Raw genomic sequence first — 25,780 nt, 5'->3', positions numbered from 1 at the left:
TAGGTATGCTGCAAAACATGGTTGATGAACCTCGTTCGCGTCGAGCCGAATATGCCGAACAAACGAAACAGGCGATCCTAGCGGCCGCGGCCGACTCCTTCCTCAACAAGGGCTATGGCGAGACCGCATTGGACGACGTGGGCCGCGTGGCACGCGTCAGCAAGGGCGCCGTGTATCACCACTTCGACGACAAGCCGGGATTGTTCGAGGCGGTCTTCGAGTCTCGATGCGGCGCCGCGCTCGAGGCGATCGTCGACCTGATGCCCGAAGAGAGCAGCCCGCGCGAGGCGATACACGGAGCTATCGCGGCCGTGTTCAACGCCTACGAGACGGACTCCAAGCTGCGTGAACTCTCCCGCCAAGCCGGACAGGCGATGGGGGAGGACCGACGTCGTGAGGTCCAACAGCGCAAGTCGTTCCCGTTCGTCCTGTCGATCTTCGAGAACGCCGCGGCGAACGGATCGCTGCGCGAAGGCATCGACGTCACCATCGCGGCCCGCATGGCCCTCGAGCTGGTCTTCGACGGCGCCGTCATGTACGCAGCGGACCTCGAACGTCCGGGCTACCGCGAGCAGATGGAACAGGTGCTCGTCGCGATGGTCACCGGACTGCTGTCGGACGGCGACACGGCCTAGTAGCGCAGTGCGTACTTGAGCGTTCTGACCACCGATCGTCCTCGCTCCTCGGCGCGGCGTCGCGCATCGTCCTCGAGCACACGGTGCGCCGTGCGCACACGTCGCTCCGCGATGGTCACCGCGTCCCGGATCTCGGTGACCTGGGAGAGGCCGAAGTGGTCGATGACGGTGGTGAGTCGTTGCTCCACCGACCCGCGAACGACCAGAACGGGGAGCCCGACGGCGTGGACGGCGTCGTGGAGCAATGTGTCCGACAACGCGCGAAACGGTTCCGACACGGGACGATGACCATCCGCGACCAGCGGGAACTCGACGGGCAGATGAACGTACGCGTCGTACATCGATGCGGCGCGCTCGCGGGCGAGGTCACCGAACAGGTCGAGGTACTTCGCGTATGCCCGTCGATTCCGGACGCCGACCGCCTTCGTGAGGATCTGGAGGGCCCGAGGGGCTCCCGGATTGATCCCCGTCTGAGCGCGCGCCGCGCCGTACACCCATTCGTGGATGACGGACCCGTCGGAGACGAACCGGTCCATGCCGCTCTCGTTGGTGAGGCGTTCGGCGTATCGACGCATTCCAAGGGCGATCAACTCGAGCGAATCCAGCTCCATGACGGTCTTCTCCGGATTGATCTCGGCAAGGATCTCCCGCGAGGTGAGCGCATGGGTTCGCGGGAGACCGGTGGCGATCGAGAGGGCTTCGGTGAGGCTCGACTTTCCGGTGGAGTAGGTGCCGGACACGGCGATCCGGGCGGGTGCGGCGGGGTGGGCGGATGTCACGGAGTTCCTCCGAGTTCGTCGATGATCAGAGACGCGGGTGTGGTCGGTGGGTGCGTCACGAGTGTCAGGTCGGTCGCGGCGATGAGGTCGGACAGATCGGGGTCAAGGGCGTCTCCGATGACGACGACCGCGTCGTACGCCGTGCGAGCGTGTCGAATCGACGTCTCCCGGTGCATCCGCAGATACCGGCGTGCGAAGCGGGCGTCGCCGCGACCGACCCCGGCTTCGGACGACAGGCGTCGGTTCAACGCCGTCCAGTCGTCGAGGACCGAGCCCGACGACACGAAACTGGTGTGCCGTGCCTCGGCGCAGATCCGGCGGTCGAAGCGGCTCAACGATTCACCGACGGCCGCCCAGAGGTCGCCGGGCTCGAAGTCGGTCGGACCGGCCTGAACGACATGGCCGAAGGACGACGAGAGTTCGCCGACTGCGGCCGCCACGACGTCGGGTCCGCCGGTCACCACCAGGCGCAGGGGAACCTCGGTCATGCGCGAGTGCCCGGGAGTCGATGGGCCACCCTGCATGTGGCCGTGAGACCGCCGAATTCGGTCAGCTCGAGATCGGCCGACCTCCAGGGGACGCCTCCCATGGTCACGACCGACGTGCGGCGCGCGGTGACCGTCGCCGGGAACTCGACCCCGACCGCGACCGGGCGAGCCGTCGCGGACGTGAGGGTCAGCCGTCGCATCCACAGAGTGTCCGAGTGCGATCGGTCGATCCCGTCGAGCTCGTACAGGAGGACTTGGGCGAGCTGCGCCGAGCAGACGAGAGCGTCGACCATGGACAACTCGCCCGTGGAAGTGGCGGAGACCGTGGCCGTGGCGGTCACGGTTCCGACCTCGGACGCGTCGACGTCGTCGATGCTCACCCGCGAGTCGAGGAGCGCGGCCCCGTCGATCGGCAGGACCGGAGCCGAATGCGCGACGTCCCCATCGGCGTCCCCGGCGACCGGCGGGTGCGACACGAGCACGGAGCCACGCATCGAAGCGACGGTGAACTCGACCGTCGATTCCGTGCTCCCGCCGGGGGTTGGAATCAAGCGCACGGTGAAGGGAACGTCGTCGAGGTCTTCGACGGGGGAGCCTCCCGCCGATATCGTCACCGACCTCACGTGCTGTGCCCGCGCCGGGACGCCACGAGCGGAAGCCACCGCGGCTCGGGCCGCAGAGGTCGCGATGAGGAGTGTGTCGACACTGCTCAGGTGGGGTACCAGCGTCGAAGACGTGGACTTCACCGACCACGTGTCCGGGTACGTGAGTCGTGCGTTGGCACGGTAGACGAGGGGATCGTCGGTCCGGTGGAGCTGTCCGACCGAGCGCCCGACGTTTCGGAACCCGTCACCGAAGTATCGGTGGGCGGCGTCGCCGAGGTAGTGGTCGATGGAGTCCGTTGTGAGAGTCATGCTGTCGCCTTCGCTTCGGTCGTGGTGGATGGTTCGGTGGTCGGCAGGAACGCGGGAAGTTCCACCAGTTGTCCCGCCCAGCAGAGTCCGGCTCCGAATCCGACGATCAGCGCGACGTCGCCGACCGCGGCCGCACGCGACTCGAGGAGCGATTGCATCGCCAACGGGATGGACGCCGCTGACGTGTTCCCGGACATGGTGACGTCGTCGGCGACGGCGACCGTGGGTGGAAGCGCCGTCGATCGTGCGATCGCCTCGGTGATCCGCCGGTTCGCCTGATGCGGAATGAAGGCCTTGATCTCGACGTCGGTCTCCGACCGGATCTGCGCGATCACCTGCGGCACGAGTTCGACGGCCCAGCGGAACACGGCGGGTCCGTCCATGGCGAGCACCGGCGGTCGTGATGTGCGATCGCGGAGGTAGTCGTCCCAGGTGATGGTCTGGGTGATGGAGCCGCGGCGTCCTCCGTCCGATCCCCACGCCACTCGCCCGATCCCGTCCCTGTCCGACGGCCCGACGAGCACCGCGCCCGCGCCGTCGCCGAACAGAGGCGCCGTGTAGACGTCGTCGGGGTCGAGTCTGGGGGTGAGCTTCTCGCTGCCGATCACGAGCACGTGCTCGCTGGTTCCGCACGAGACGAGGTCGGCGGCGACCGCGAGGGCGTGCGTGAAGCCGGAGCATCCGGCGGAAAGGTCGAACGCCGCGGCGTTGGTCGTCCCGATCTCGTAGGCGACCTCGGCGGCAGCGGGAGGCGTGCACAGCATGTGCGTGGACGTCGCGACGATGACGGTGTCCACATCGTCGGCGCCGGTGCCCGCCACGTCGAGTGCTCGTCGCGCGGCCGCGACCGCCATCGACGCGACGGTGTCGTGGTCGCCGGCGTAGTGCCTCGTCGTGATGCCCGTGCGGCGGCGGAGCCAGAGGTCGGGGTCGCTCGCATCCGGAGTCCTGAAGCGGTCGTTCGTCACGACGTCGGGCGGGCGGTACGTACCCACCGACAGCAACGACGCACCACGAAATCTGTCATGAGAAGAACGGAGTCCGGTTGCAATGGAAGAATTGGAATGAATCATGGGCGGTAACATACTCACGTACAGTGATAGCGTGCAAGGAATTTACGAGTCTTGCGGCGTTTCGTCTGTTCGGGTGACGTCGATCGTCGGAAGGGGCATGTGCATGACAGACACCCGAGGGCCGCGTGCGACCGTCCGAGACCGGCTGGTGGTCGAGGCCACGCGCCTGTTCTCGGCCGACGGGTTCGCCGGGACGTCACTGTCGCGAACCGCGGCGGCCGCGGGTTGCAGTGTCGGAGCAATCCACTTCCACTTCGGAGACAAGCGCGGTCTGTTCCGTGAGTGCTACCGGGAAGCGTGGCGCGTTCTGCCGGCCTCGATCCTTCGGGACGGCGAAACGGCGAGCGAGCGGGTGGTTCGGATCGTCGACGCGGCGTCCGCCGACCGCTATCTGCCGCGTCTCGCGAGCCAGGCCGTCGAAGCGTTGGGCGCGGCCGGAGCGGTCAGTATCGAACGGGAGCTGTGCGGACCTGCACTCGGATCGAACGACGAGGTCGCGGCGCGGCTGGTGTCCACTCTGATCCGCGACCTGACGTCGTCGACGAAGACCGAGAGCGGCGACCGGGTGATCCGAGCGCTCGTCGACGGGCTGTCCAACCGGCAGCGCACGACGGACGCGGGCGTTCGATGAACTGACCGTCAGCCTTCTCGAATCACTGAATGTCCGCGGGCGGTCATTCTCGCGGAGGCTTGGATGGGCGAGATGAATCGGTGAACACGCGAATCTCCTCCCGCCCGGACTTCTTGGCCGCGTATAGGGCGCCGTCCGCAACAGCGAAGGCGTCGTCGAAAGCGACTGTGCCGGTCGGCACATTCGCCACGGCGCCGACACTGACAGAGCATTGAATAGCTGTCGTCACGCCGTCGAAATCTCGCGCGAAATCGGCTCGGATATCGCAGGCGAGCGCGGACAACTCGTCGATCGTGACATTCGGAAGGACGGCGCAGAATTCGTCGCCGCCATACCTGGCGAGAATGTCGTCGGGACGTAGAAGACGATGCACGATCGTCACGAAGGAACGGAGGACTTCATCGCCGGCGGGATGCCCGAAGACGTCGTTCACCGACTTGAAGTCGTCCACGTCCATCAACATGATCGCCACGGTCGTGTCGAACTCGATGAGTGGCTTCAGTCGAGCGTCCATCCCCACCCGATTCAGGGTTCCAGTCTGCGCGTCGTGCAGTGCGAGATCGGCCAGGCGACCGGTGGAACGTTCGAGCGAGGCGAGCATCTCCATGCTCCCCACCATGACGACGAGAATCATCAACATCACCGCGGTGATCGACTGCAAAGTGCTGCTGCCCTGCGGGTCGGTGGCGTCGTGGTCCCACACGGAGACCGTCATCCGGCACACCATCGTCGTGACCCAGAGCCATAGGGCGATCGCCAGACCGGTCCGCCACACCAGTGGATCGGTCCGGTTCACGCGGTGCGCATGAATCGCGGCGGCGCTCAGCACGACGACAACGCAGACTCCGTTGACATAGGTTTGTGCGGCAATATCGCCGTAGATTCCGGGTGTCGCGAGGTAGGCGACCGCAGTGATCGTCGGCGGGAGCGCGATCACTGCCGGAGGAATTCGCCAGCCATTGAAACGAATCGTTCCGGCGGCATTGTAGGTGGCGGCAAGGGCGATGAGGGAATTGGCGACGGTCACCGACACCACATCGGGAATCGCTCCTCTCGCCGCCATGAGTCCGGCGCCCACCGCGCCGACGAGTTTTGCTCCGCCCCAGAACAGCATCGAGGGTTCGTCGCGTCGTAAGAGGTACTGCATGACCTGTACGGCGCCGATGACCACTGCCGCCGCGGCGATGGCGGCCCACAATGTTGTGGAGTCGAGCATCGTCCAAGAATCCCATAGCAGCCGATACAACATTTTCGCCACGGGGACATCAAATTCGTGATGGTCGAGTCGCGACGAGTCAGTACTGTCCGGCGTGGCGAGAAACTATGTCTTCCCATACACGAGGAGGTCCCTATGAGTCGGAATGTCACGGTTCCCGACGCCGTCCTCGATCTGTTGCTGACGACTTTCTGGTCGTGGGAGGCCGATGCGTCCGTTCGGCGATCGAGATTCAGGGCGAGATCGCCGTTGCAGCCCGGTGGCGACCCGCTCGGCGAGTTCGCACGGGCGGGCTTCTTCAACGCGGGCGACCCGGCAGGCGTGATTCTGGCGTGGCTGTGGCGAACCGATCGGTCGGCGGCCGTCGCCGCGATCGAGGCCTACCACCAGGCCATCGTGAAGGATTCGACCGACGCTCCTCCGTCACATGCGGACGTGGTCTCCGCGCTGGAGATGTCCATGCCGTGGGACTTCGGCGCGGCCGAGATCGCGGAGCTGTGCGACGCTTCCCGAAAGTGCTCCTTGGCATAGCGGTCGGCGTGGATCTCAGAACGCGTCGGCGCGATGACGCGTGAATCGTCGGACGGACTCCGGTAGACAGGTACAAACCGTCGTCGACGGTGCCAACTGAGCGAAAGAGAGATCGTCGTGTCGTCGAACAGCATCGCAACCATCGGTGGGATAGGCCTGGCGGCTACGGGAGTCGCGCACTTCATCGTCCCGAGCGCGTTCCACGGCATCACCGCTCCGGCCTTCCCGGACGACGTGGAGACCGCCATCAAGATCAACGGCAGTGCGGAGACGCTGATCGGCGTCGCGATCGCCGTTCCCCGGACGCGCAAGGCCGGCCTCGTCGGACTCGGCCTGTATGTCTCGTACCTCGCGACCAACGTGGTCAAGAACCAGCTCGGGAGCTGAGTTCGACGCGCGGTGGGTCACGCCAGGGTGTCAAGTCAACGTCCTCGCCGGACTCTTCGGAATCCGCCGACTGGCCGCGATTGCGCGGCGATGTCCCGCAGTCTGTCGCACCCGACGGGCGCCGGACAGGTATTCAGGCGAGCCTGGCCGCCACCTCCTCGAGGACGGCGACGTCGCCGCGGTACGGATCGTCCGCGCGCGGCCAGTGGACGATGACGTCGGTGAAGCCGACGGCGGCGGCGCGTCCGACGAGGTCGTCGAAGCGCCCGACGGATTCGAGTGGTGAGCCGGGGGCGAAGTCGAGGCTCAGATACGAGTCGACGGACCTGCCTGCGGCGGTGTCGAGGAACAGGTCGTGATTGGCGGCGACGCCGGCGAACCAGTCGTCGAGCGAGTCGGTCGACGCCCCGGTGGTGATCCACCCGTCGCCGTGGCGGCCGGCGAACCGCACCGAACGCGGACCGTTGCCCGCCATCAGCAGCGGCACGCGGGACCGGACGTCGCCGCCGACGAGCCGCATGTCGCGGGCGGTGAAGTACTCGCCGTCGGCGTCCACGTGGTCGGCGCGGAGGGTGCGGTCGAGGAGCAGGGTGAACTCCTGCAGGCGGTCGACCTTCTGTTTCGGCGTCAGCGACGGCTGGCCGAGGAGCCTGTCGTCGGGGGTGCCGCCCGCGCCGAGGCCGAGCAGCAGGCGGCCGTCGGAGATGTCGACGAGGGTCTGGACGTCGCGTGATGTGCTCACCGGGTGACGGAAGTTCGGCGACATGACGTACGTGCCGAGCTTGATCCGGTCGGTGACGGCCGCAGCGGCCGTCAGCGTCGGGAGGCACGAGAACCACCGCGCGTCGGGCAGGCCGCCCCAGACGAGGTGGTCGTAGGTCCACGCGTGGTGAAAGCCCATCTCCTCGGCGCGCCGCCACAGCGGTCGCGCGGTCGCCCACGGCATGTCGGGCAGGATGCAGATCCCGTATCGCATGTCTCGACAGTAGCCAGGGTGCGTCTCCCGCACATCCCGTCGGTTGCCGACTCGCCACCACTTCTGTACACATGTACATGTACAAACGTACAGAAAGAGAGGCCGGGAGAATGGCGAAGCACGATCCGCAAGCCCGGCGGCAGGCGATCATCCGGGCTGCCGCCGACCTGATCGCCGAAGTGGGCCCCGGCAAGCTCACCCATCGGCTCGTCGCGGCCCGCGCCGACGTCCCCCTCGGGTCGACGACGGCCTACTTCACCTCCATCGACGACCTCCGCCAGGCGGCGCTGGCCCACCACGTCGCCGACATCGACACGACGCTCGCGCAGATCGCCGACGAGTTCCGCACCGACCCGGTGGCCGCGCCGGACCGCCTGGTCGACGCCCTGCACGACTACCTGTCCGACCAGCGCAGCGTCGCATCGGCCACGGCCCTCAACGCGACCGCCACGTTCGATCCCCAGGTCCGTGAACTCGCCAGGGCATGGACCGACGGCATCATCGGCGCCCTCGCCGAACACATCGGACACGACAACGCGCTCGCCGTCGCGCTGATCGCCGACGGCGCTTGCGTCCACGCCGCCATCCGCGGTGAACCCGTCGACAAACAGGCGCTCCGCCGCGCCTTCACCCCGTTCATCACCTTTGAAAGCAGCCAGTCATGACCGACGCCTCGTCGATCTCCACCCGCCGCGCATGGGCGGCAACCCTCGTCCTGTCGTTGAGCCTGCTCGTCATCACCATGGACATGACGATCCTCAACATCGCCCTGCCGACCATGTCCCGCGAACTGCAGCCGTCCGGCGAACAACTCCTGTGGATGGTCGACGTCTACTCGCTCGTCCTCGCGGGCCTTCTGGTCGCGTCGAGCGCCGTGGCCGACAGGTGGGGCCGCAAGCGACTGCTGCTGACCGGGTACACGATCTTCGCCGTCGCATCGCTCCTGGTCCTCGTCGCCGACTCGCCCAACGCGGTGATCGCCATCCGTGCGCTGCTCGGCGTCGGTGGATCGATGATCATGCCGACCACGTTGTCCCTGATCAGGACCATCTTCAGTGATACGAGGCAGCGCGCGATGGCGCTGGCCATGTGGTCGGCGATCGCCGGGCTGGGCGCGGCCGTCGGACCGCTCGTCGGCGGGCTGCTCCTCGTGCACATGTCATGGCACTCGGCGTTCCTCGTCAACGTGCCGTTGATGGTCGTGGCGATCGTCGCCGGGCTGCTCCTACTGCCCGAATCGGTCTCGGAGAAGCCCGGAGCCTGGGACTGGCCCACCGTCGGCCTCTCGTTCAGCGGCATGGTCGCCCTCATGTGGTCGATCAAGAAGTTCGGCAAGGAGGCCGACCTCGCGGTGCCGTCCGCGTGGATCGTGCTGGCCGTCGCCGTCGTCGCGCTCACCCTGTTCGTCCGTCGCAGTCTGCGTCAGGACGACCCGATGTTCGACGTCGGACTGTTCCGCAGTCGGCCGTTCACCGGCGGCATCGCCGGCGCGCTCGGGTCGATGTTCGCGATGGCCGCCGCGCTGCTGCTCCTGGCCCAGTGGCTGCAGAGCGTCGACGGCAGTTCGCCGATCGCGACCGGGGTGAAGCTCGTCCCGATGGCGCTCGCGGCAGCGGCGGCGTCGCTCGTCGCACCGAAGCTCGCGACCATGATCGGTCCGCGCGCCGTACTCGCGGGAGCGATCGCACTGTCGGGCATCGGCATGATCGTCGTCTACCTGATCCCCGGAGAGCTCTCGTACTCGGCGATCGTCGTCGCGTTGTGCCTGGTCGGCGCCGGAATCGGGTCGCTGGCTGTCGGATCGGTGCTGATCATGTCGGGCAGCCCCGAACACCGTGCGGGCAATGCTGCGGCGATGGAGGAGACCTCGTACGAGGTGGGCAGCGTGCTCGGCGTCGCGATCCTCGGCAGTCTCGCGTCGGTGATGTACCGCGCCGAACTCGACGCGTCCGGTCATCTCGACGACGTGCCCGCGAAGCTCGCCGGGCCTGCCCGCGAGTCGATCGGCGCGGCCGTCGACATCGCCGACGCGGCACACCTGCCCGAGATGGCGCGCGCCGCGGGCGACGCGTTCACCGGCTCGATGCAGATCACCAGCCTCGTCGGCGGCGTGATCATGCTGGCCGTCGCGGCCGTCGTCTGGTTCGTCGTTCCGCGCGGGACCACCCTGGACGCCGCGGTCGGGCACTGACTCGCGTAACCGGTACCGCTCAGCGGCAGCGGGCCCGCCACGGGGCTCGTCGCCCGCGAGCGGTGCCCTACGCGAGTCGTGGTCCCCACACCGAGCGCGCGTGGTCGGCGAGCGCGCGGAACGGGGCGATGTCGCGGCGTGCTCTGGCGGTCACGATCGCGCCCTCCAGCCCGAAGACGAGGACCGCCGCGGCGGTCGTCGCTTCGGCGGCGTCCAGGCCGTCGCGGACGAGCGCATCGGCGATCAGCGACTCGAACCGGCGGAACGCGACGGCCGCCTCGGCCGCGGCCGCCGGGTACTCCGGGGCGCTGAGCGACGCGGCGGCCAGCGGGCATCCGATCGCGTAGTCGGTCTCGACGTACAGATCGATCCATTGCTGTACCCAGACGTCGAGCGCGTCGAGTGCGGGCATCTCATCGAGCATCGCCTTCAGCAGCGCGCCGACGCCCTTGCCCGCCTCCGCGGTGGCAACGCGCAGCACTTCGGCCTTTCCGTCGGGGAAGTGCTGGTACATGGACCGTCGGGCGACGCCGCTGCTCGCGAGGAGCTCGGCGACGCCGAAGCCGTCGGCCCCGCGACTGCGGAGCAGCAGCGTCGCCGACGACAGCAGGCGGTCGCGGACGGATGTGGTGGTCACCACTGCAGGCTACCGCAGTAGACCGATCGTTCTGTATGGTTCGGGTCATGACCCACGTCTTCGACGAAGCGATCGCCGTCACCCGGCTCGACGCCGACGTCCACACCGTCCGCGCCACCACGCACCCGGCCTACAACAACATGGTCGGGCCGTTCGGCGGCATCACCGCCGCCACCGTCGTCAACGCGCTCGCGACGCACCCCGACGTCCTCGGAGATCCGCTGGCCCTCACCGTCAACTACGTCGCGCCGATCGCGGAGGGAGAGTGGGACCTCGCGCTGGTGCCGGTGCGCACCAACCGGACGAACCAGCACTGGACGTTCACCATCGACCAGGGTGATCACACCGTCGCGACCGGTACCGCGGTGTTCGGCGTCCGCCGCGACACCTGGGCCGACACCGAGCCGACACCGCCGGAGGTCCCCGCCCCCGACGCGGTCGACGCCGTCGACTTCCCCGACTTCATCGCGTGGGCGGCCAACTACGACAAGCGGTTCGTGGTCGGCGGCTTCCTCGACGGTTCGAGCGACGACTCGACGACCACCATGTGGATCCGCGACCTCCCCGAACGGCCGCTCGACTTCCCCGCCCTCACCAGCATCACCGACGCCTTCTTTCCCCGCGTCTTCCTGCGCAAGGGCGCGTACGCACCCGCCGGAACCATCTCGCTCACCACCTACTTCCATGCGACGGCCGACGAGCTCGCGGCCCAGGGCTCCCGGCCGGTGCTCGCGACGGCGAAGGCGGCGCGCTTCGGTCACGGCCATTTCGACCAGTACGGCCAGATCTGGGGCGACGGCGACACGCTCCTGGCGACCACCCATCAGCTCGTCTACTTCAAGGACGTTCAGGCGTGAGCCAGTAGATTGGACACATGTCGCTGAAGTCGCGGGCCGCGGGCTCGGTCCTGGTCGGTGCCGCACTCGTCGGGGCGGTCGCCTCGTGCGGGAAGTCGGAGGCCGTCGACCCCGCGGTGCAACACGCACTCGACTCGGTTCTCACCTCGAGCGAGTTCCCGGCGGGATACGAGACGGTCGACCTCGGCAAGGACGAGAACACGGCCATCTCCGATCAGCTCGCCGACAGTCGCCGCGACGCCGAGGTCACCCCGGAGTCGTGCAAGTCGTCGGCCGACGTGCCGTCGGCGGCGGACACGGGCAGCGCTGTCGCGGTGAACGGCTCGTCGACGCTGAGCCAGTCGGTGGCGGTCTCCGACGAGTCCGGTGTCGGATTGGCGGCCGCGGTGTCGGGAGAGTGCTCCACCGTCACGGTCCGCCTGACGGCGGGGCCCGCGAAGGGCACGACCGCGGTCATCACCAGCGCCGACGTGCAGTCGACGTCGATCGGCGGGTTCGACGGCGTCACCTTCCGTCAGGTGACGCGCACCGACGACGTCGACCGGTCGATGCTCATCGGACGGTTCCAGGTGAACGGCTATCTCGTCGTCGTGCAGGCGGCCACCGCCGACGGCTCGGAGCCCGACCGCGCGAGCTTCGACCAGACCGTCAAGGCCGCCGTGTCCAAGACCGCGAAAGCCTGAGGCCGCGGCACAGTTCCGACGGCGCGCGGGCCGTGGACGGCTGCTCCCAGTAGTGTCATATCGGGCACAATCGGCCCGTCGCGCGATCAGGAGCACATCGGTGGGAATCACGTTCAAGAAGTCGATCGGAGCAGTCCTCGGCGGCGTCGCCGTCGTCGGACTCGTCGCAGGGTGCAGTTCGGACGGGTCGCCGACCACGTCGGACGCCGCCGACGCATCCACGTCGGCGAGCACCGCCGCATCGGCGAGCAGCACGGCATCGCCCGCTGACCCGTCGAAGGTGCAGGGCCTCGTGCTGGACACATCAGACTTCCCGGCGGGCTACAAGGCGTTGAAGGTGCCGACGAGCCAGATGCAGGCGACGATCGATCAGCTCCTCGCGACCACGAAGTCGGCGAAGATCGTGCCGTCCAAGTGCTTGCAGCTGTCGGCGATCCCGGAGTCGGTCGACGTCGACAAGCTGGGTCTGGTCATGGCGACGAAGGGGACGTCGGCGGCGCTCTCCGAGTCGGTCGCGGTGAGCCCGACGTCCATCAGCGACTACCGCAAGCAGGCGTCTGGAGCGTGCTCCGACCTCAAGATGACCGTGACGATGAGCGGTCAGAGCGTCACCTCGACGGTCCACCAGAGCATCGTCGACGGACCGAAGGTCGACGCCGACGAGTCCCTCGTGCTCGAGGTCGACACGGAGGCGAAGGCGGCGGGGACCACCGTCAAGACGAGCGCGGTGATGGGATACGCCGAGGTGAACGGCTACCTGGTGAGCGTCCAGGCGACCAGCCTGACCCCGGGGTCCAAGCCCGACCGCGCCGCGTTCGACGACCTGTTCACCAAGGCCGTCGCGAAGGTGGAGTCGCAGGCATGAGCACCGTACGCACTCGCCTGATCGGCGGACTCCTCGCACTGACCGCCGTCGGGGCCGTCGCGGCGTGCGGTGACGAGGCTCCGGCCGTCACCGCGCCTCAGGATCTCGTCCTCGCGGCGGGCGACTACCCGAAGGGCTACGACCTCAAAGAGGTGTCGAAGCAGCAGGTTCTCACCGAGGTCGCGAAGGGGGAGGCGAACTCGAAGACCACGCCCGCGCAGTGCGACAAGGGCTCGGTCTTCGCTCCGGACACGGCGGCCGACGACTTCGGGCTGTCCGCGGCCAAGAACGGTGCGGGCGACAGGATCTCGGAGTTCGTGGTCACGTCCCCGCGCGACACCGAATCGTTCCGGCAGGCGATCACCGGCGACTGCGCCAAGGTGACGACAGTCAACGGCCCGACGACGGAGATCGTCGTCAGCGAACCGCTCGACGCGCCCGCCGCCCTGGCCGGGAAGCCGGTGTTCGTGTTCGGGCAGGTCCGGACCACGAAGGCGAACGGCAAGTCCGTCACCAATCACGAGATCGGCGGAGCCGCCGACGTCGACGGCCGTCTCGTCCGCGTCCAGTACGTGGCCGCGGGCGCCGACGTCGACCGTGCCGCGTTCGACGAGGCGTTCACGCGCGCCGTCGAGAAGGCCGCAGGCTGACCGGAAGCGTCCTGTTCGCGCGGTGCGTAGACTTCTACGCTCACGCAGAGAGGGAGTGGACGTCGATGCCGAAGATCAGCGCGGAGACCGTCGTCGAGCATCGGGAGGCGGTGCTGTCGTCGTTGATGGACGGCGCGCAGCGCATCCTGCTCGGCGACGCTGGCCGCAAGTTGACGGCGTCCGCGGTGGCGGCGGAGGCGGGGATCGCCCGGAACAGCATCTACCGGTACGTGTCGTCGATCGACGATCTGGTCGACCTCGTCCTGGCCCGTGGCTTCGCCGAGTGGGCGGCCCGGGTGGCCGACGATGTCGCTGCGGCGGAGGGTCCGCGGGACGCGGTGATCGCCTACGTCCGCAGCAATCTGACCCAGGCGGCCGAGGGCGAGCACGCCCTGCAGCAGTCGTTGGCCGGGCATGCGTTGTCGGACTCGGCGCGCGAGCGCATCGCCGCACTGCACGAGCAGATCTCGGCGGTGCTGCACACGGCCGTCGTCGACCTCGACCCCGCGGACCCGGATCTCCTCGAAGACGCGGTGCAGGCGCTGGTCGACACCATGATGAGGCGGGTGGCCCCGGGGGAGCCTGCCGATCGAGTGATCGCCTTCGCCTGCGCGTCGGCGGCGGCACTCCTCGGCGAGGACTGACAGCACTTTTGCGACACGGTGTCGCACTGCTGTACGTTCCCTTAGCGACAGGGTGTCTCTAAGGAGGTTCGAGTGTTCATCGCACTACGAGAACTGCGAGCGGCATGGGGCCGCTTCGCGATGATGGGGCTGGTGATCGCGCTGGTCGCGGCGCTCGTCGGAATGGTGTCGGGCTTCACGCTCGGCCTCGGGAACGACACGGTGTCGGCGCTGCGTGCGTTGAACGCCACGGGGATCGCCTTCGCCGACGGCGCGACCGACTTCAATCGGAGCGTGGTCAGTGAGGCCGACGTTCGAGCCTGGGCCGGGCGGCCCGACGTCGAAGCGACACCGCTCGGCGTCAGCATGGTGCACGGCAGCAACGCGGCCGGAACCGTCGTCGACATGGCCGTGTTCGGCATCGACCCGCACAGCGCCGTGAATCCGGGTGCGCGGGAGGGCTCCGCGTTGACGACCGCTCCCGGCGAGGTCGTGATCTCCGACGCGCTGCTCGACGACGGTCTGTCGCTCGGCGACGTGGTGACCGTCGACGACTCCGACGTCCGACTCCGCGTGGTCGGCGTCGTCGACGACCGGTCGTTCGGACACGTTCCGGCCGTGTACACCTCGCTCGACACCTGGCGGACCATCCGCTACGGATCTTCCGAACTCACCGACCGCCAGCGGGGGACAGCGGCGGCCGTGCTGGTCCTGAGCGGCGATGCGCCGTCCCAGATCGGCGGCACGACGGTGTCGAGCACCGACGTGATGCTCGAAGCGGCGCCCGGATACTCCGGCGAGCGGCTCACGATGAACTCGATCCTCGCGTTCCTCTACGTGATCGCCCCGCTGATCGTCGCGGCGTTCTTCGCGGTGTGGGTGCTGCAGCGTCAGGGGTTGTACGCGTTGCAACGGGCACTCGGCGTCTCGCGATGGTCGCTGGTCGGCTCGACGTTGGCTCAGGCCGCGATCATCGTCACCGCCTCGACCGTCGCCGGCTCGGCGGTCGCCTACGGGCTCGGCTTCCTGTTCGGGGACGCCGTGCCGTTCGACCTCCCGCTCGGGTCCCTCGCGACCACCGCACTCGCCGTGATCGGCGCGTCCCTCGTCGGTTCGGCCGTGACCCTGCGCTGGGTCGCGTCGGCCGATCCGCTGACCATGCTGGGAGCATCTCGATGAGCCTGAACTTGACCGATGTCCGTGTCGACTACACGACCGGCGGGGAGGAGCTCACGGTCCTCGACGGCTTCACCGAGACGTTCGAGCCCGGCCGCCTGACGACCATCGTCGGGCCGTCCGGTTCGGGCAAGTCGACGCTGCTCGGCGTGTGCGGCGCGCTGCGTCGCCCGTCCGGCGGGTCCATGCTGCTCGACGGGGTCGATGTGACCGCTCAGTCCGACCGGGAACGGAGCCGGACCCGGCGCACGATGATCGGCTACGTCTTCCAGTCGGGCAATCTGTTCCCGGGACTGCGGGTGGTCGACCAGGTGCTGGCGATGGCGTCGATAGCGGGCGAGCGTCCGCGCGACGCCGGTGTCCGCGCGCGCGAACTCCTCGATGCCGTGGAGCTGTCCGATCACTCGACTCGTCGCCCCGACCAGCTGTCCGGCGGCCAGCGGCAGCGGGTGGCGATCGCCCGTGCCCTCGTACACCGTCCGCGGCTGCTGCTCGTCGACGAGCCGACAGCCGCGGTGGACCGCAGTCAGGCGGGGCGGATCACCGAACTGCTGCATCGGGTGACCGTGGAGTCCGGGTGCATCACCGTCGTCGCCACCCACGATCCGGAGGTCGTGGACGCCTCGGATCGGACGATCGCGCTGGGCTGACCAGAACGCCGTCGGCCGCCGCCATCCGGTGTGGGTGGCGGCGGCCGACGACAGCGGCTCGACTCAGATGACGCCGAGCGCCGTCATGGCGTCGGCGACCTTCACGAAGCCCGCGATGTTCGCGCCGGTCACGTAGTTGCCCGGGTCGCCGTACTCGTCGGCGGTCTTCAGGCAGTTGTTGTGGATGTCGCGCATGATCGCGTTCAGGCGGCCTTCGGCGTGCTCGAAGCTCCACGAGTCGCGCGAGGCGTTCTGCTGCATCTCCAGCGCCGAGGTCGCGACACCGCCCGCGTTGGCGGCCTTGCCCGGCGCGTAGCCGACACCGGCGGCCTGGAGCACCTTGATGGCGGCCGGAGTGGTGGGCATGTTGGCGCCCTCGCCGACGATCTTGCAGCCGTTCGCGACGAGCGCCTTCGCGTCGTCTTCGTCGAGCTCGTTCTGCGTCGCACAGGGCAGCGCGATGTCGGCGGGGACCTGCCACAGCGAACCCTCGGTGCCGACCTTGGTGCCGTTGCCGCGCAGCGCCACGTACTCGCTCAGGCGTGCACGACGGACCTCCTTGACCTCCTTGAGGATCTCGAGGTCGATGCCCTTCTCGTCGACGACGTAGCCGGACGAGTCGGAGCAGGCGATCACGGTGCCGCCGAGCTGGTGGATCTTCTCGATCGCGTAAGTCGCGACGTTGCCCGAACCGGACACCAGGACCTTCTTGCCCTCGAACGAGTCGCCCTTGGCCTTCAGCATCTCGTCGACGAAGAACACGGCGCCGTAGCCGGTGGCCTCCGGGCGGACCAGCGAGCCGCCCCACGACACGCCCTTGCCGGTGAGGACACCGGACTCGTAGCGGTTGGTGATGCGCTTGTACTGGCCGAACAGGTAGCCGATCTCCCGGCCGCCGACGCCGATGTCGCCCGCGGGGACGTCGGTGTACTCGCCGATGTGGCGGTAGAGCTCAGTCATGAACGACTGGCAGAAACGCATGATCTCCAGGTCGGACAGGCCCTTGGGGTCGAAGTCCGAGCCGCCCTTGCCGCCGCCGATGGGCAGGCCGGTGAGGGAGTTCTTGAAGATCTGCTCGAAGCCGAGGAACTTGACGATCGACAGGTTCACCGACGGGTGGAAGCGCAGTCCGCCCTTGTACGGGCCGAGGGCCGAGTTGAACTCGACACGGAATCCGCGGTTGATCTGGACGTCGCCGTTGGCGTCGGTCCACGGCACGCGGAAGATGATCTGACGCTCCGGCTCGCACATGCGGGTCAGGACGTCGACGTACTCGGGGTGCTTCGCGATGACGGGGCTCAGCGAGTCGAAGACCTCGCGGACCGCCTGCTGGAACTCGGGCTCGCCGGGGTTACGGCGGTTGACGACGTCGAAGACATCGTGGAGTTGGGGGGCCCAATCACTCATAGGGTGCATCACTCTCTACTCGAACGTGAGCGACCCACGGCACAGGGCGAAGGCCGCTCGGCAACGGTGGCCGTATGTCGCACGCGTGCGCCGTTGAACGCGTACTTCGCCTACCGGGCTATTCCGCGCGTCACTGTATCGGCATGTAACGATCGTGTGAAACCTCGGGCTGGTTTTTGTGCGATGAGACACGTCTTCGTCACGGCTGCGTCATCCGGTTGAAACGGTGCACTGGGTGCGGCCCCGGTCGTTGGACCGGGGCCGCACGTTCGGAGGATCAGAACGGTCCGCACGTGGTGTAGACCTCGCGGACACGAGTCCTCGAGGTGATCGTCACGTCCTGCCCGGGAGCGAAGAAGGCGATGTCGCCGGGCCCGAGACGGTGTTCTCCGTGCTCGTCGGTGACGGTGAGTTCTCCGTCGAGGATGTGAATCGAGGAGTGGTTCTGGATCACCTCGCGCGCGGTGCACGGTCCGTAGGTCATGATCCCCGAGCGCATCGCGGCGTTCTCGACGAAGACGCGCGAATGCGCGGTGGCGTCGCCGTCGACAGTCGTCCACCCTCCGTCCTGCGGGCTGACAGGGGACAGGTCGTTCCATTCGATTCGTCTGACGCTGACGGGTTCGGTCATGTGGAGAGCCTTTCGTTTCGGTTTTGTAGTCATGGGATTCGTCTGCCGCGCCGGTCACCCGACGAGGAGACTGCCTCCGTCGAGGACGATCGTCTGGCCTTGGACCATGGATGCTCCCGGCGACGCGAGGTACTTGACCACGTCGACGACGTCGTCGCAGTCGACCGCGCGGCCCGAGGGGCTTCGCTGTCCGGCGATGGCGAGTCGCCGGTCGGCGTCGTCGCCGAAGATCTCCCGGAAGCCGGGAGTGTCCAGTGCCGTGGGGGCGACGACGTTCGCGCGGGCGCCGATCTCCGCGAGTTCCACCGAGAGATAGCGGATGAGCGCTTCGCCCATCGCCTTCGACGCGCCGACGGTCACGTAGTGGGGCAGCGCGATCCGCGCTCCCCGGCTGGACAGGTACACCACGGAGCTGCCCGCGCCGAGCAGGGGCAGCGCCTGTTGCACGACGTAGAGAACCGAGAGGGCGTTGACCTCGGTGACATGACGGAGGTCATCGGCGTCGGCGTTGAGCGCGCGGGTCGGAACTCCAGCGACCGCACTGTGGACCAGCACGTCGATCCGGTCGGTGTGCTCCTTGACCGCGTCCAGCACCGTGCGTGCGCCGTCCGGCGTCGACACGTCGCCCGGAACGGGCACTGCGCGTGCGCCCGCGGCTTCGACCATGAGCACGGTTTCGCGGGTCTCTCGGTCGAGGGCCCGATTGTTGATGAAGACGATTCCGCCGTCGACGGCCAGGCCCGCGGCCACCGCACGTCCGAGGCCCCGACTGCCGCCGATCACCAGGACGTTCATCGGCTGCCCGCCGTCTGGAGGGATCGGTGACGTCGGGGTGAACGGGCGAGGAAGACGTCGTCGTAGGCACGTCCGAGCACATACGGCAGGTAGGCGTCGCGACCTCCCGGAACGCTCTGCCTGACTATGGTCTCGAGCGTCGACGCTCCGGTGAAATGGCGCGCGGTTCCGGTGGAGACGATCGGGATCTCGTCCAGGGGATCCCATGCGGTTCCGGTCAAGGTCAGGGTTCCGGTTCCCTCGCGGTAGCCGTCGAACCGGCGCTCGATGCGGTCGACGGAGATCCACGGGTCCGAGGCGAAGTGCGCGTCGTGGGTCATCGTGCCCCCGACCTCGATCGAGTTGGACTGGAGTTCGAGGGGTCCGAGGTCGGGGCCGAATGCGGCTTCGATCTGGATCCCGCGGACTCCGTTGCGTGACCCGAATCCGTACATGTCGTCGCCGTCGCGGTAGAGGCGGCACTCGCCGGTCTTCTTGGGCTCGCCCCACAGCTCGCGGCCGATGGTCACCGGCATGTCGCCGGACAGGAACAGGGTCAGGTAGTAGGTACCGGTGTACTCGCCCCATGTGACGTTGAGTGCAACCGCGGCCGACTCGAACTCACCTGAGATGCCGCACTGCCACTGTCCGACGGATGCGATCCCCGTCGCTCCGAGAGGTTCGAGGTCGGGTGGAAGGACCGACCTGGCGAACTCGGTGGTGGTCTCGAACTCGATGGATATTCCTTCGAGTGTGAAATGCGCTTTTCGGAAAGTCTCCTGGAATTGAGCGATGCTCGCTTCGGACATGACGTAGCCCACTGCTTTGTCTCCTTGTCTAAGGGTGGTCTTCTGGAGGGCGACACCTAGTCTGGTGCGCCTGCGGTGCCGACATCTCTCCGATATCGGCAATTCACGATGAGAATCCGTCTGGATTCGAACAGGATGATCCGGCTATGCGGAGGCGGTGAGGTTCGCTTCGATACGTCGGGAGAACATGCGAAGAACGGCGACGGCGACGAAGCCGAAGCCTGCGGTGAGTCCGAAGAACTGGGCAGGCTCGAACATCGTGTACAGAACTCCGAACTGGCCGGCCAGGACCGATCCCGCGCCGAGGCTGAGGATCTGCAGTGCGACCATCTGCGAGTAGAAGCGGGCCGGTGCGACCCGCGTCGCGAGGGAGAGGCCGATCGGCCCGACGAACGCCTCGGGCAGACCGCTGACGATCATGCAGAAGGCCATGAAGAACGGGGACACCACTCGTCCTTCGGGCCAGAGGTCGGTGAGCACGAGCAGCAGGAACGCGACTGCCGCGATGCCGATGCCGATCGCGTACTTGGTGGTCGCTGGCGACTTGCCGAACTGGGACGTGCGGAGCGTCCTCGCCATCATCGCCGAGATGAGGACGAGTGAGATGGGGCCGATGGCGGAGATCCACACCTCGGGGATCGTCCACCCGCCGATGACCGTGTTCACCCGGTCGTTGATGAACAGGGGAATCGATGTGAAGATCTGACCGGTCAGTCCGAAGGTGACGGCCGCGGCGATCCACATGGGCACGTAGCCGAGAACTCGCCGTCGTTCGACGGGGGTTGTCGTATCGGCTCCGACGATTCGAACGATGTATGCGGTGAAGACGACGACGATGGCGATACCGGCGACGAGATTGATGTTGTCGACGCTGATGAGTCCGGACGCGATCACCGCGGCGAGGATCGCGCAGAACCCGAGCGCGACGATCGCGGAGCGTCGGACTTCTCGCGCGGTGAGCGGATTGTTGACGACGGCGGTCTCCGCGGGGAGGCTGCGCATGACCCGCAGGTAGTTGACGAGCGATGCGATCATTCCGGCGCCGGCGAGGAGGAACCCGACCTGGAACCCCCATCGGCTCTGTGTGAAGCCGACGATCAGCATTCCTGCGACGAGTCCGGAGACCACCGCGGTGTAGAAGTAGGCGAATCCGGCGTCGCGATCCTCTGCCGGGCGGTCCCGATAGAGATGACCGATGGCGCTGGTGACGGACGTCTTGAGTGCGCCGGTCCCGAAGGCGATGACCACCAGACCGATGATCAGCGGGACCATCCCGTGGGTCAGGGCCAGGGTGAGGTACCCGACCGCGATGACGACGCCGCCGACGGCGATGAGGTTCCGTGGGGCCATCAGCCGATCGGCGAGCCACGCTCCGACGATCTGGGTCAAGAACACGAACGCGCCGAAGGCTCCGACGATCCCGACAGCGGTCGTGTCGGCGACTTCGAGGCCGCCGTCCTTGACCGAATAGATCAGGTAGTAGGCGAGAATCGACTGCATCCCGTAGAAGCTGAACCGCTCGCCCATCTCGGTGAGGGACAGGTCGCGCAGACCGTGCGGTCGAGAGTGTTCATTCGTCGGGGGCCGCGAGACTCGGGCGGCTGCTTGGGTGTTCATGGGTCTCCGTACTCGTGTCGGTTACATCACCGTTGCTGTTGCTAGTGGTGTGAGTCTCAATTCTGATGAGTGCGAACCATATCGATATGGCTGATATCGGCGAACTTCCGGAAATCCTGACCGAAGTTGGACGTCTTCGCGATAGGTTGCGCGGGTGGACGACGATGTGAAGAACGCACTCGGCGCCCTTGCGCAGCGGATCGAGCGTGATCGCAGTGGAGTGCGCGAGGCGATGCATCGGCGGGTCACCGTCGACGTTCCGCAGTACTTCGCGGAGGACCCGGCGGTCACGTCCGTGGGACACGACGCGCTCGAGCCACTCGCTGCGGCGATCGCGGACGTCGTGAGACCCGATCGTGTGCCGCAGGATCTCGGATCTCGGATCGCGGAGGAAGCGGCGATCGCGGTCCGATCGGGGACGTCGTGGGGAGTGTTCGAAGACTGCTACCGCGCATGCATGGCCGGTGCGTGGGAATGGTTGATGGCAGAGGTGTCGCGACTCGGGCTGGGGCGGGTCACTCAACTCGCGGTCGTCGGCGCCTTCACCAGGGAGCTGTTCACCTGGTTCGGGCTGGTCATACAGCGCGCACGCAGTGAGTATTCGCTGGAGAAGGCGAAGGTCGCGCGGTCCGCTTCGCGTCGTCGTGCCGAGTTGATTCGCGATCTCGTCGCAGGCAGGTCGGTCGGGGAGCGGGAACTCGGGTACCCGCTGGACTGCTGGCACCGAATGCTCGTCGTCTGGAAGCCGGGGGCGGCCGTCGACCGTCAGACCGTGCGGGGAGGAGTCGGAGCTCAAGCGGTCATGTACGCGGAGGCGGAGGACGGCTCATTGTGGATCGTCATCGGGTCGACGACCCCCGATCTCGTCGTGGTCGATCTGGTGAAGAGTCTCCGGATCGACTCAGATGTTCGCGTCGCGGCCGGCTCGGCCCACTTCGGAGTCAAAGGGTTCGTGGGTACGTTCCACGAGGCGATGTCGACATACGGTCTCGCGCTGCGGAAGCTCGACGGACGCCCACGGCAGGTGACCGAGTCTCGCGAGGTCGTCGTGGAGGGCCTGCTGTCCTGGGATCTGGCCGCCGCGACCCGCGTGGCGGTCTCGGAGTTGGGGCCGCTGGCCGAGGACACCGCTCGCGCGGAGCGACATCGAGGCACCCTCGCCGCGTACGTGGATTCCGCGTGCAGCAGCAGTACGGCGGCGAAGGTCCTCGGGGTGAGCGAACGGACTGTCCGGCATCGCCTCGCGGCGATCGAGACGGCGTTGGGGACGCCGATCTCGGGTCGATCCGTCGAACTCGGCGTTGCGCTCCGGATTCTGCGTGCGCAGTCCTGGCGCGATGCTCGGAACGACGAGGGCGTCTTGCCCGTTCCTCAGGAGTCGGACTAGATGACCGGTTTCCGGTTGTCGTGAGGTGCGCCTGAAAGCGGCCACGAGATCACCGCGGGGTCGAGTCGCCGGACAGTGCAGCGGACAGAGGTCAGTGCATGACGGTGTCCCCGCCTGACCCGTGTCAGGCGGGGTACCGCACCACATCCGTCCCCGGCGGGACGGACGGTCCCGGTGGCGGGGCCGGAATCCGGCAAGACAGCCACTTTTCGACGGCCGATCCGGACTCGGTGACCCGATCCCCGAACGTGGGGAGGATCTTCTCCGGCTGCAACGCGTGGTTGACCTTCCACGGCTCATTCGAGCCGGTGGGCCGCCACCCGACCCGGCCTCTGAAGGGACCGGACTGGAGGATGGTGGTCTCCCACCCTCCTGGCTTGGTATCCACGCTGCGGTTGTGTGAGCCGCACGCCCCACCGAGGTGGTCGATATCGGTCGGGCCGCCGTCTTGCCAGTCGGGCATGTGGTGAGCTTGGGTCTTGGACCACGGGACGGTGCAGCCCGGTGCCGTGCAGCCGTGATGGCGGCCGAAGAGGGCCAGACGCTGCGCCCGGGACGCGAGGCGCTTACCGCGCCCGAGGTACAGGATCTGTGCGGAGGCGTTCGCGAACACTTCCAACCACGGCGTCGCGTCGCCGGCGATCTCCACCAGATCCTTGACCGGCAGACGAGTCCCGGTCGCGGTGGTCGCCACCCCGGTACGCGATTCGAGATCATCCAGCGACGCGGTCACCACCAGCTGCGACGACAGCGAGGTGCCCTCGCCGAGGCCGCCGTTGGCGATCAGGAACGTCCACATGGCCTCCAGCGCATCGTGGTTGCGTTGCGACTGCGAACGAGTGTCCCGCTCGGCGGCCGCAGACAGGGCGTCGGGGTCGACATTGGCCGATGATCCGGACGGGGACTGCTCGTCGTCGGGATTGTTCATCCCCGGTGCCGCCCACAGGATCAGCAGTGCCTCAAGCTTGGCACGGGCCGCCGGGGTCAGTTTCGCGCTGATCGCCGACATGAGCCGCCGGTCCTGCGGAGCCAGGGTAACGCCGCGGGTGCGGGCGCGGTCGGTGTCGTCGGTCAATTCGCCGTCGGGATCGAGGTGGGCCAGAATCCGCTTGCCCGCGGTGCGGGTCTGCTCGGGAGTCAACGTCCGCGCTACGCCGGCGAGTTCGGCTTCGGCGCGGGCCTTCACCTCGGCGGGGATTGCTGACGGGATTGCGTCGATAACGTCGACGATCTCCGCGACATGGTCGAGGGAGAGGTCGCCGTCGGCGACGGCGTCCGCGGTGGCCGGGAGGCTCGGTTCGAGCGGTTCGCCGGAGAAGGCGACCAGCGAGCTCAGGCTCAACGCGGCATCGGTGCGCTGTTTGCGGGCCCGTGCCGACAACCGCAACTGGCCTTCCAAGTACTTGCCGGGCATCTGCGACCCTGCCAGGCGGTACGCACCCCGCTGGGAGACCTCGGCGAACAGGCGGGCATCGACCCCGACGCCCCGACGGTTGGACCGTTCATTGACCTCGGAGGCCACGAGCAGTTCCCGGTCGGACAGCCCGGCCAGGGACACCGTGGCGAGCTTCTGCGCGACCTCGTCCTGCAACCGCACGAGGTCCAGAGGGTTGTCGGGGAGTTCGATGTTCGTCATGGTGTCCACCTCCTTCGCCGGGTGCCTGGTTCTTTCGTTGTCTCCATTCTAGTTCAATGTGTGTAAAATCACAAGAAAATAGTCTATGAGTTCGATCGCGAGTGGGTTCTCGCGTGTCTCCCGACTCGCTTCGCTCGGGATTGGCGAGTCGGGAGACGCGCCTTAGGCAGACTGCGCGTTCGCGCGCTCTTCGAGTTCTGCGACGAGATGGTCGGCTACGCGATTTCCTGCCCGAATCGCGCCCTCCACGTATCCGTTGAAGCGGTCGGCCGTCTCTGTTCCGGCGAAATGCAGGCGGTCGACGGATTCCTGGATCGATGACCAGTGGGCGAGCACCGAGCCCGGCGGATTCGTCGACATGCACCCGGAGACCCACTCCTCGTCTCCCCACAGCTTCTCCACGTAGTCGATCGACTTCGGTGTCGATTCACCGAACGCCTCCGCGATGTAGGACTCGATCGCCGCGATGCGTTCGGCAGGGTCTGCGGGAAGCCGTTCGTCGAATCGGCGTCGGCTCGTGAGTCCCATGAGTATGCCGGGACCGTTTCCGTCGGGCGTGTTGTCCCAGACGCTGGACAGGGGAGTGTCCGCATCGGGGATGATCTGACCGTTGAACCCGAGGTCGCGCCAGAACGGAGTCCGATAGGCGAGCGCGAACTTCATTCCGCCTGCCATGGTCCAGCCTTCATTGAGGAGTCGTCGCGAGGTCGGCAGCCGCGGCTCGAACTCGATGCGCGTCAGCTCGCTCGGAGAGCAGGCGAACACGACGTGCTCGGCCTCGACCGTCGAGTCGTCGGCGTTGGTGAGCAACACCGACTCATCGCGGTGATCGACCCGGACAACGGGGCACCTCGTGCGGAGCCTGTCGCCGAGCCGTTCGCCGACCAGGGTGGCGATCTGTCCGATCCCGCCCGCGACCCGATAGCTCAGGGTGCCGGTGCTGAACTCCTCCCATCCACCGGAGGCTGCGACGAAGTAGACGAACCACAGGGCCGAGACCGCGTCGCCCGGCGCTGAGAGCATGCTCTCCGTGCGGGTGTTCAGATAGCCCAGAACGGCAGGGTCGTCGACTCCGCCGTCCTCGGCCCACTCGAGGACGGACATGGAGTCGAGCCACTCGGCGTCGGGGTGAGTCCATGGCGTGTCCGTGTCCATCAAGCGGACGGTGTCCGACAGTCGGTCGACGAAGGCCTTCAGTTGGGGATGATCGACGGGCGGTGCGACCCGGCAGACCGGTTCGCCGGGCGCGTCCAACGCGACCACGGAGAGGCCGAGCTCGCCGAGAAGTGCACTCAACGACTCCTGTTCGGGACGGATGAACTGTGCGCCTGCATCGAGGACGGCTCCGGCGACAGACATGAACCCGGTGCGTCCGCCGGGACTGTCCGACGCCTCCAGGACGACGATGTCGGAGATGCCGTGGTTCATCAGTCGATGAGCGGCCGCGGATCCGGAGATCCCGGCGCCGACGATCGCGACGGTTGTGCTGTACGTGGCTGTTCGTGTGCTGGTCATGGAGTGAACGGTACGGAGATGGCGAGCCGTTGATCTGTCCTC

28 protein-coding genes are annotated in these 25,780 nt (G+C 67.4%); 14 read left to right on the top strand and 14 right to left on the bottom strand.

Annotated features, from left to right (window positions below; translation table 11 throughout):
• Positions 1 to 17: 17 nt before the first annotated feature.
• Positions 18 to 635, top strand: a complete 618-nt coding sequence (locus tag GYB83_RS05030; protein WP_161894445.1) for a TetR/AcrR family transcriptional regulator — start codon at positions 18 to 20, stop codon at positions 633 to 635.
• Here the strand turns inward: GYB83_RS05030 and GYB83_RS05025 are convergent.
• Genes GYB83_RS05025 through GYB83_RS05010 form a run of 4 tightly spaced genes read right to left on the bottom strand, consistent with a single transcriptional unit; the run spans position 632 to position 3,889 of the window.
• Complete coding sequence (locus GYB83_RS05025; protein WP_161894444.1) at positions 632 to 1,414, bottom strand: AAA family ATPase; 783 nt, start codon at positions 1,412 to 1,414, stop codon at positions 632 to 634. The two genes, GYB83_RS05030 and GYB83_RS05025, sit on opposite strands and share 4 nt — an antisense overlap.
• Entirely contained in the window at positions 1,411 to 1,902 is a 492-nt protein-coding gene (locus GYB83_RS05020) for a hypothetical protein (RefSeq protein ID WP_161894443.1), read from the bottom strand. The genes GYB83_RS05025 and GYB83_RS05020 overlap by 4 nt, the downstream gene beginning before the upstream one ends.
• Positions 1,899 to 2,816 carry an AvrD family protein gene (locus GYB83_RS05015; RefSeq protein WP_161894442.1) on the bottom strand — a complete coding sequence of 306 codons (918 nt, stop codon included), beginning with the start codon at positions 2,814 to 2,816 and terminating at the stop codon, positions 1,899 to 1,901. The genes GYB83_RS05020 and GYB83_RS05015 overlap by 4 nt, the downstream gene beginning before the upstream one ends.
• Positions 2,813 to 3,889 (bottom strand): beta-ketoacyl-ACP synthase 3, encoded by a 1,077-nt coding sequence (locus GYB83_RS05010; RefSeq protein ID WP_161894441.1) that lies wholly within the window; start codon positions 3,887 to 3,889, stop codon positions 2,813 to 2,815. The genes GYB83_RS05015 and GYB83_RS05010 overlap by 4 nt, the downstream gene beginning before the upstream one ends.
• Positions 3,890 to 3,992: 103 nt before the next feature.
• On the opposite strand from GYB83_RS05010, the gene GYB83_RS05005 reads away from it, so the two are divergent.
• Positions 3,993 to 4,520, top strand: coding sequence for a TetR/AcrR family transcriptional regulator (locus GYB83_RS05005; RefSeq protein WP_161894440.1), 528 nt, complete (start codon positions 3,993 to 3,995; stop codon positions 4,518 to 4,520).
• A 43-nt stretch (positions 4,521 to 4,563) separates the two neighbouring features.
• On the opposite strand, the gene GYB83_RS05000 is transcribed toward GYB83_RS05005, so the two are convergent.
• On the bottom strand, positions 4,564 to 5,736 hold the full coding sequence (locus GYB83_RS05000) for a GGDEF domain-containing protein (RefSeq protein ID WP_161894439.1): 1,173 nt from the start codon (positions 5,734 to 5,736) through the stop codon (positions 4,564 to 4,566).
• A gap of 135 nt (positions 5,737 to 5,871) precedes the next feature.
• Here GYB83_RS05000 and GYB83_RS04995 point away from each other — a divergent pair, with 135 nt between their 5' ends.
• Positions 5,872 to 6,267 carry a hypothetical protein gene (locus GYB83_RS04995; RefSeq protein WP_161894438.1) on the top strand — a complete coding sequence of 132 codons (396 nt, stop codon included), beginning with the start codon at positions 5,872 to 5,874 and terminating at the stop codon, positions 6,265 to 6,267.
• Between the two features lie 117 nt (positions 6,268 to 6,384).
• Positions 6,385 to 6,654: a DoxX-related protein gene (locus tag GYB83_RS04990; RefSeq protein ID WP_161894437.1), complete on the top strand. Its 270-nt coding sequence runs from the start codon at positions 6,385 to 6,387 to the stop codon at positions 6,652 to 6,654.
• Positions 6,655 to 6,787: 133 nt separating this feature from the next.
• On the opposite strand, the gene GYB83_RS04985 is transcribed toward GYB83_RS04990, so the two are convergent.
• Complete coding sequence (locus GYB83_RS04985) at positions 6,788 to 7,630, bottom strand: LLM class flavin-dependent oxidoreductase (protein ID WP_161894436.1); 843 nt, start codon at positions 7,628 to 7,630, stop codon at positions 6,788 to 6,790.
• Positions 7,631 to 7,740: 110 nt separating this feature from the next.
• Here GYB83_RS04985 and GYB83_RS04980 point away from each other — a divergent pair, with 110 nt between their 5' ends.
• Both GYB83_RS04980 and GYB83_RS04975 read left to right on the top strand, forming a co-directional pair.
• Positions 7,741 to 8,295, top strand: a complete 555-nt coding sequence (locus tag GYB83_RS04980) for a TetR/AcrR family transcriptional regulator (protein ID WP_228461170.1) — start codon at positions 7,741 to 7,743, stop codon at positions 8,293 to 8,295.
• The gene (locus tag GYB83_RS04975; RefSeq protein ID WP_161894435.1) at positions 8,292 to 9,821 is read left to right on the top strand and encodes an MFS transporter; all 1,530 of its coding nucleotides are present in this window, start codon (positions 8,292 to 8,294) and stop codon (positions 9,819 to 9,821) included. The genes GYB83_RS04980 and GYB83_RS04975 overlap by 4 nt, the downstream gene beginning before the upstream one ends.
• A gap of 67 nt (positions 9,822 to 9,888) precedes the next feature.
• Here the strand turns inward: GYB83_RS04975 and GYB83_RS04970 are convergent, their stop codons facing one another.
• Positions 9,889 to 10,458, bottom strand: a complete 570-nt coding sequence (locus tag GYB83_RS04970) for a TetR/AcrR family transcriptional regulator (protein ID WP_161894434.1) — start codon at positions 10,456 to 10,458, stop codon at positions 9,889 to 9,891.
• Positions 10,459 to 10,505: 47 nt separating this feature from the next.
• Here GYB83_RS04970 and GYB83_RS04965 point away from each other — a divergent pair, with 47 nt between their 5' ends.
• The 7 genes from GYB83_RS04965 to GYB83_RS04935 all read left to right on the top strand — a co-directional run bounded on the left by GYB83_RS04965 (position 10,506) and on the right by GYB83_RS04935 (position 15,962).
• Complete coding sequence (locus tag GYB83_RS04965) at positions 10,506 to 11,315, top strand: acyl-CoA thioesterase (protein WP_161894433.1); 810 nt, start codon at positions 10,506 to 10,508, stop codon at positions 11,313 to 11,315.
• A 17-nt stretch (positions 11,316 to 11,332) separates the two neighbouring features.
• Complete coding sequence (locus GYB83_RS04960) at positions 11,333 to 11,998, top strand: hypothetical protein (protein ID WP_161894432.1); 666 nt, start codon at positions 11,333 to 11,335, stop codon at positions 11,996 to 11,998.
• Positions 11,999 to 12,098: 100 nt separating this feature from the next.
• On the top strand, positions 12,099 to 12,863 hold the full coding sequence (locus GYB83_RS04955; RefSeq protein WP_161894431.1) for a hypothetical protein: 765 nt from the start codon (positions 12,099 to 12,101) through the stop codon (positions 12,861 to 12,863).
• A complete protein-coding gene (locus tag GYB83_RS04950; protein WP_161894430.1) occupies positions 12,860 to 13,513 on the top strand; it encodes a hypothetical protein in 654 nt (217 codons plus the stop codon). The genes GYB83_RS04955 and GYB83_RS04950 overlap by 4 nt, the downstream gene beginning before the upstream one ends.
• A gap of 65 nt (positions 13,514 to 13,578) precedes the next feature.
• The gene (locus GYB83_RS04945) at positions 13,579 to 14,157 is read left to right on the top strand and encodes a TetR/AcrR family transcriptional regulator (protein WP_161894429.1); all 579 of its coding nucleotides are present in this window, start codon (positions 13,579 to 13,581) and stop codon (positions 14,155 to 14,157) included.
• Positions 14,158 to 14,229: 72 nt separating this feature from the next.
• Positions 14,230 to 15,315, top strand: coding sequence for an ABC transporter permease (locus GYB83_RS04940; protein ID WP_161894428.1), 1,086 nt, complete (start codon positions 14,230 to 14,232; stop codon positions 15,313 to 15,315).
• A complete protein-coding gene (locus GYB83_RS04935) occupies positions 15,312 to 15,962 on the top strand; it encodes an ABC transporter ATP-binding protein (protein ID WP_161894427.1) in 651 nt (216 codons plus the stop codon). The genes GYB83_RS04940 and GYB83_RS04935 overlap by 4 nt, the downstream gene beginning before the upstream one ends.
• Before the next feature lie 63 nt (positions 15,963 to 16,025).
• On the opposite strand, the gene gdhA is transcribed toward GYB83_RS04935, so the two are convergent.
• The 5 genes from gdhA to GYB83_RS04910 all read right to left on the bottom strand — a co-directional run bounded on the left by gdhA (position 16,026) and on the right by GYB83_RS04910 (position 21,200).
• The gene (gdhA, locus tag GYB83_RS04930; protein ID WP_161894426.1) at positions 16,026 to 17,369 is read right to left on the bottom strand and encodes an NADP-specific glutamate dehydrogenase; all 1,344 of its coding nucleotides are present in this window, start codon (positions 17,367 to 17,369) and stop codon (positions 16,026 to 16,028) included.
• A gap of 277 nt (positions 17,370 to 17,646) precedes the next feature.
• Positions 17,647 to 18,000 (bottom strand): cupin domain-containing protein, encoded by a 354-nt coding sequence (locus GYB83_RS04925; protein WP_161894425.1) that lies wholly within the window; start codon positions 17,998 to 18,000, stop codon positions 17,647 to 17,649.
• Between the two features lie 54 nt (positions 18,001 to 18,054).
• The gene (locus GYB83_RS04920) at positions 18,055 to 18,795 is read right to left on the bottom strand and encodes an SDR family NAD(P)-dependent oxidoreductase (RefSeq protein WP_161894424.1); all 741 of its coding nucleotides are present in this window, start codon (positions 18,793 to 18,795) and stop codon (positions 18,055 to 18,057) included.
• The gene (locus tag GYB83_RS04915) at positions 18,792 to 19,595 is read right to left on the bottom strand and encodes an acetoacetate decarboxylase family protein (RefSeq protein WP_161894423.1); all 804 of its coding nucleotides are present in this window, start codon (positions 19,593 to 19,595) and stop codon (positions 18,792 to 18,794) included. Before GYB83_RS04915 ends, GYB83_RS04920 begins: the two co-directional genes overlap by 4 nt.
• A 132-nt stretch (positions 19,596 to 19,727) precedes the next feature.
• Positions 19,728 to 21,200, bottom strand: a complete 1,473-nt coding sequence (locus GYB83_RS04910; protein WP_161894422.1) for a peptide MFS transporter — start codon at positions 21,198 to 21,200, stop codon at positions 19,728 to 19,730.
• Positions 21,201 to 21,354: 154 nt separating this feature from the next.
• Here GYB83_RS04910 and GYB83_RS04905 point away from each other — a divergent pair, with 154 nt between their 5' ends.
• Positions 21,355 to 22,587: a PucR family transcriptional regulator gene (locus GYB83_RS04905; protein WP_161894421.1), complete on the top strand. Its 1,233-nt coding sequence runs from the start codon at positions 21,355 to 21,357 to the stop codon at positions 22,585 to 22,587.
• A gap of 124 nt (positions 22,588 to 22,711) precedes the next feature.
• On the opposite strand, the gene GYB83_RS04900 is transcribed toward GYB83_RS04905, so the two are convergent.
• Positions 22,712 to 24,223 (bottom strand): HNH endonuclease signature motif containing protein, encoded by a 1,512-nt coding sequence (locus GYB83_RS04900; RefSeq protein ID WP_161894420.1) that lies wholly within the window; start codon positions 24,221 to 24,223, stop codon positions 22,712 to 22,714.
• 162 nt (positions 24,224 to 24,385) lie between these two features.
• Positions 24,386 to 25,738 carry a flavin monoamine oxidase family protein gene (locus tag GYB83_RS04895; RefSeq protein ID WP_161894419.1) on the bottom strand — a complete coding sequence of 451 codons (1,353 nt, stop codon included), beginning with the start codon at positions 25,736 to 25,738 and terminating at the stop codon, positions 24,386 to 24,388.
• Positions 25,739 to 25,780 lie beyond the last annotated feature (42 nt).

Origin of the sequence: Gordonia spumicola (genome assembly GCF_009932475.1) — a bacterium.
GTDB classification, from domain to species: domain Bacteria; phylum Actinomycetota; class Actinomycetes; order Mycobacteriales; family Mycobacteriaceae; genus Gordonia; species Gordonia spumicola.
This window is presented reverse-complemented; position numbering and strand designations above follow the sequence as displayed.

Bases quoted from the DNA above. Each gene is read 5' to 3' on its own strand.
- GYB83_RS04935 (WP_161894427.1), top strand. From the start codon at position 15,312: ATGAGCCTGAACTTGACCGATGTCCGTGTCGACTACACGACCGGCGGG.
- GYB83_RS05020 (WP_161894443.1), bottom strand. From the start codon at position 1,902: ATGACCGAGGTTCCCCTGCGCCTGGTGGTGACCGGCGGACCCGACGTC.
- GYB83_RS05000 (WP_161894439.1), bottom strand. From the start codon at position 5,736: ATGCTCGACTCCACAACATTGTGGGCCGCCATCGCCGCGGCGGCAGTG.
- GYB83_RS04975 (WP_161894435.1), top strand. From the start codon at position 8,292: ATGACCGACGCCTCGTCGATCTCCACCCGCCGCGCATGGGCGGCAACC.
- GYB83_RS04950 (WP_161894430.1), top strand. From the start codon at position 12,860: ATGAGCACCGTACGCACTCGCCTGATCGGCGGACTCCTCGCACTGACC.
- GYB83_RS04960 (WP_161894432.1), top strand. From the start codon at position 11,333: ATGTCGCTGAAGTCGCGGGCCGCGGGCTCGGTCCTGGTCGGTGCCGCA.
- GYB83_RS04985 (WP_161894436.1), bottom strand. From the start codon at position 7,630: ATGCGATACGGGATCTGCATCCTGCCCGACATGCCGTGGGCGACCGCG.
- GYB83_RS04995 (WP_161894438.1), top strand. From the start codon at position 5,872: ATGAGTCGGAATGTCACGGTTCCCGACGCCGTCCTCGATCTGTTGCTG.
- GYB83_RS04925 (WP_161894425.1), bottom strand. From the start codon at position 18,000: ATGACCGAACCCGTCAGCGTCAGACGAATCGAATGGAACGACCTGTCC.
- GYB83_RS05010 (WP_161894441.1), bottom strand. From the start codon at position 3,889: ATGATTCATTCCAATTCTTCCATTGCAACCGGACTCCGTTCTTCTCAT.
- GYB83_RS04980 (WP_228461170.1), top strand. From the start codon at position 7,741: ATGGCGAAGCACGATCCGCAAGCCCGGCGGCAGGCGATCATCCGGGCT.
- GYB83_RS04965 (WP_161894433.1), top strand. From the start codon at position 10,506: ATGACCCACGTCTTCGACGAAGCGATCGCCGTCACCCGGCTCGACGCC.
- GYB83_RS05005 (WP_161894440.1), top strand. From the start codon at position 3,993: ATGACAGACACCCGAGGGCCGCGTGCGACCGTCCGAGACCGGCTGGTG.
- GYB83_RS05015 (WP_161894442.1), bottom strand. From the start codon at position 2,816: ATGACTCTCACAACGGACTCCATCGACCACTACCTCGGCGACGCCGCC.
- GYB83_RS04920 (WP_161894424.1), bottom strand. From the start codon at position 18,795: ATGAACGTCCTGGTGATCGGCGGCAGTCGGGGCCTCGGACGTGCGGTG.
- gdhA (WP_161894426.1), bottom strand. From the start codon at position 17,369: ATGAGTGATTGGGCCCCCCAACTCCACGATGTCTTCGACGTCGTCAAC.
- GYB83_RS04910 (WP_161894422.1), bottom strand. From the start codon at position 21,200: ATGAACACCCAAGCAGCCGCCCGAGTCTCGCGGCCCCCGACGAATGAA.
- GYB83_RS04945 (WP_161894429.1), top strand. From the start codon at position 13,579: ATGCCGAAGATCAGCGCGGAGACCGTCGTCGAGCATCGGGAGGCGGTG.
- GYB83_RS05030 (WP_161894445.1), top strand. From the start codon at position 18: ATGGTTGATGAACCTCGTTCGCGTCGAGCCGAATATGCCGAACAAACG.
- GYB83_RS04895 (WP_161894419.1), bottom strand. From the start codon at position 25,738: ATGACCAGCACACGAACAGCCACGTACAGCACAACCGTCGCGATCGTC.
- GYB83_RS04900 (WP_161894420.1), bottom strand. From the start codon at position 24,223: ATGACGAACATCGAACTCCCCGACAACCCTCTGGACCTCGTGCGGTTG.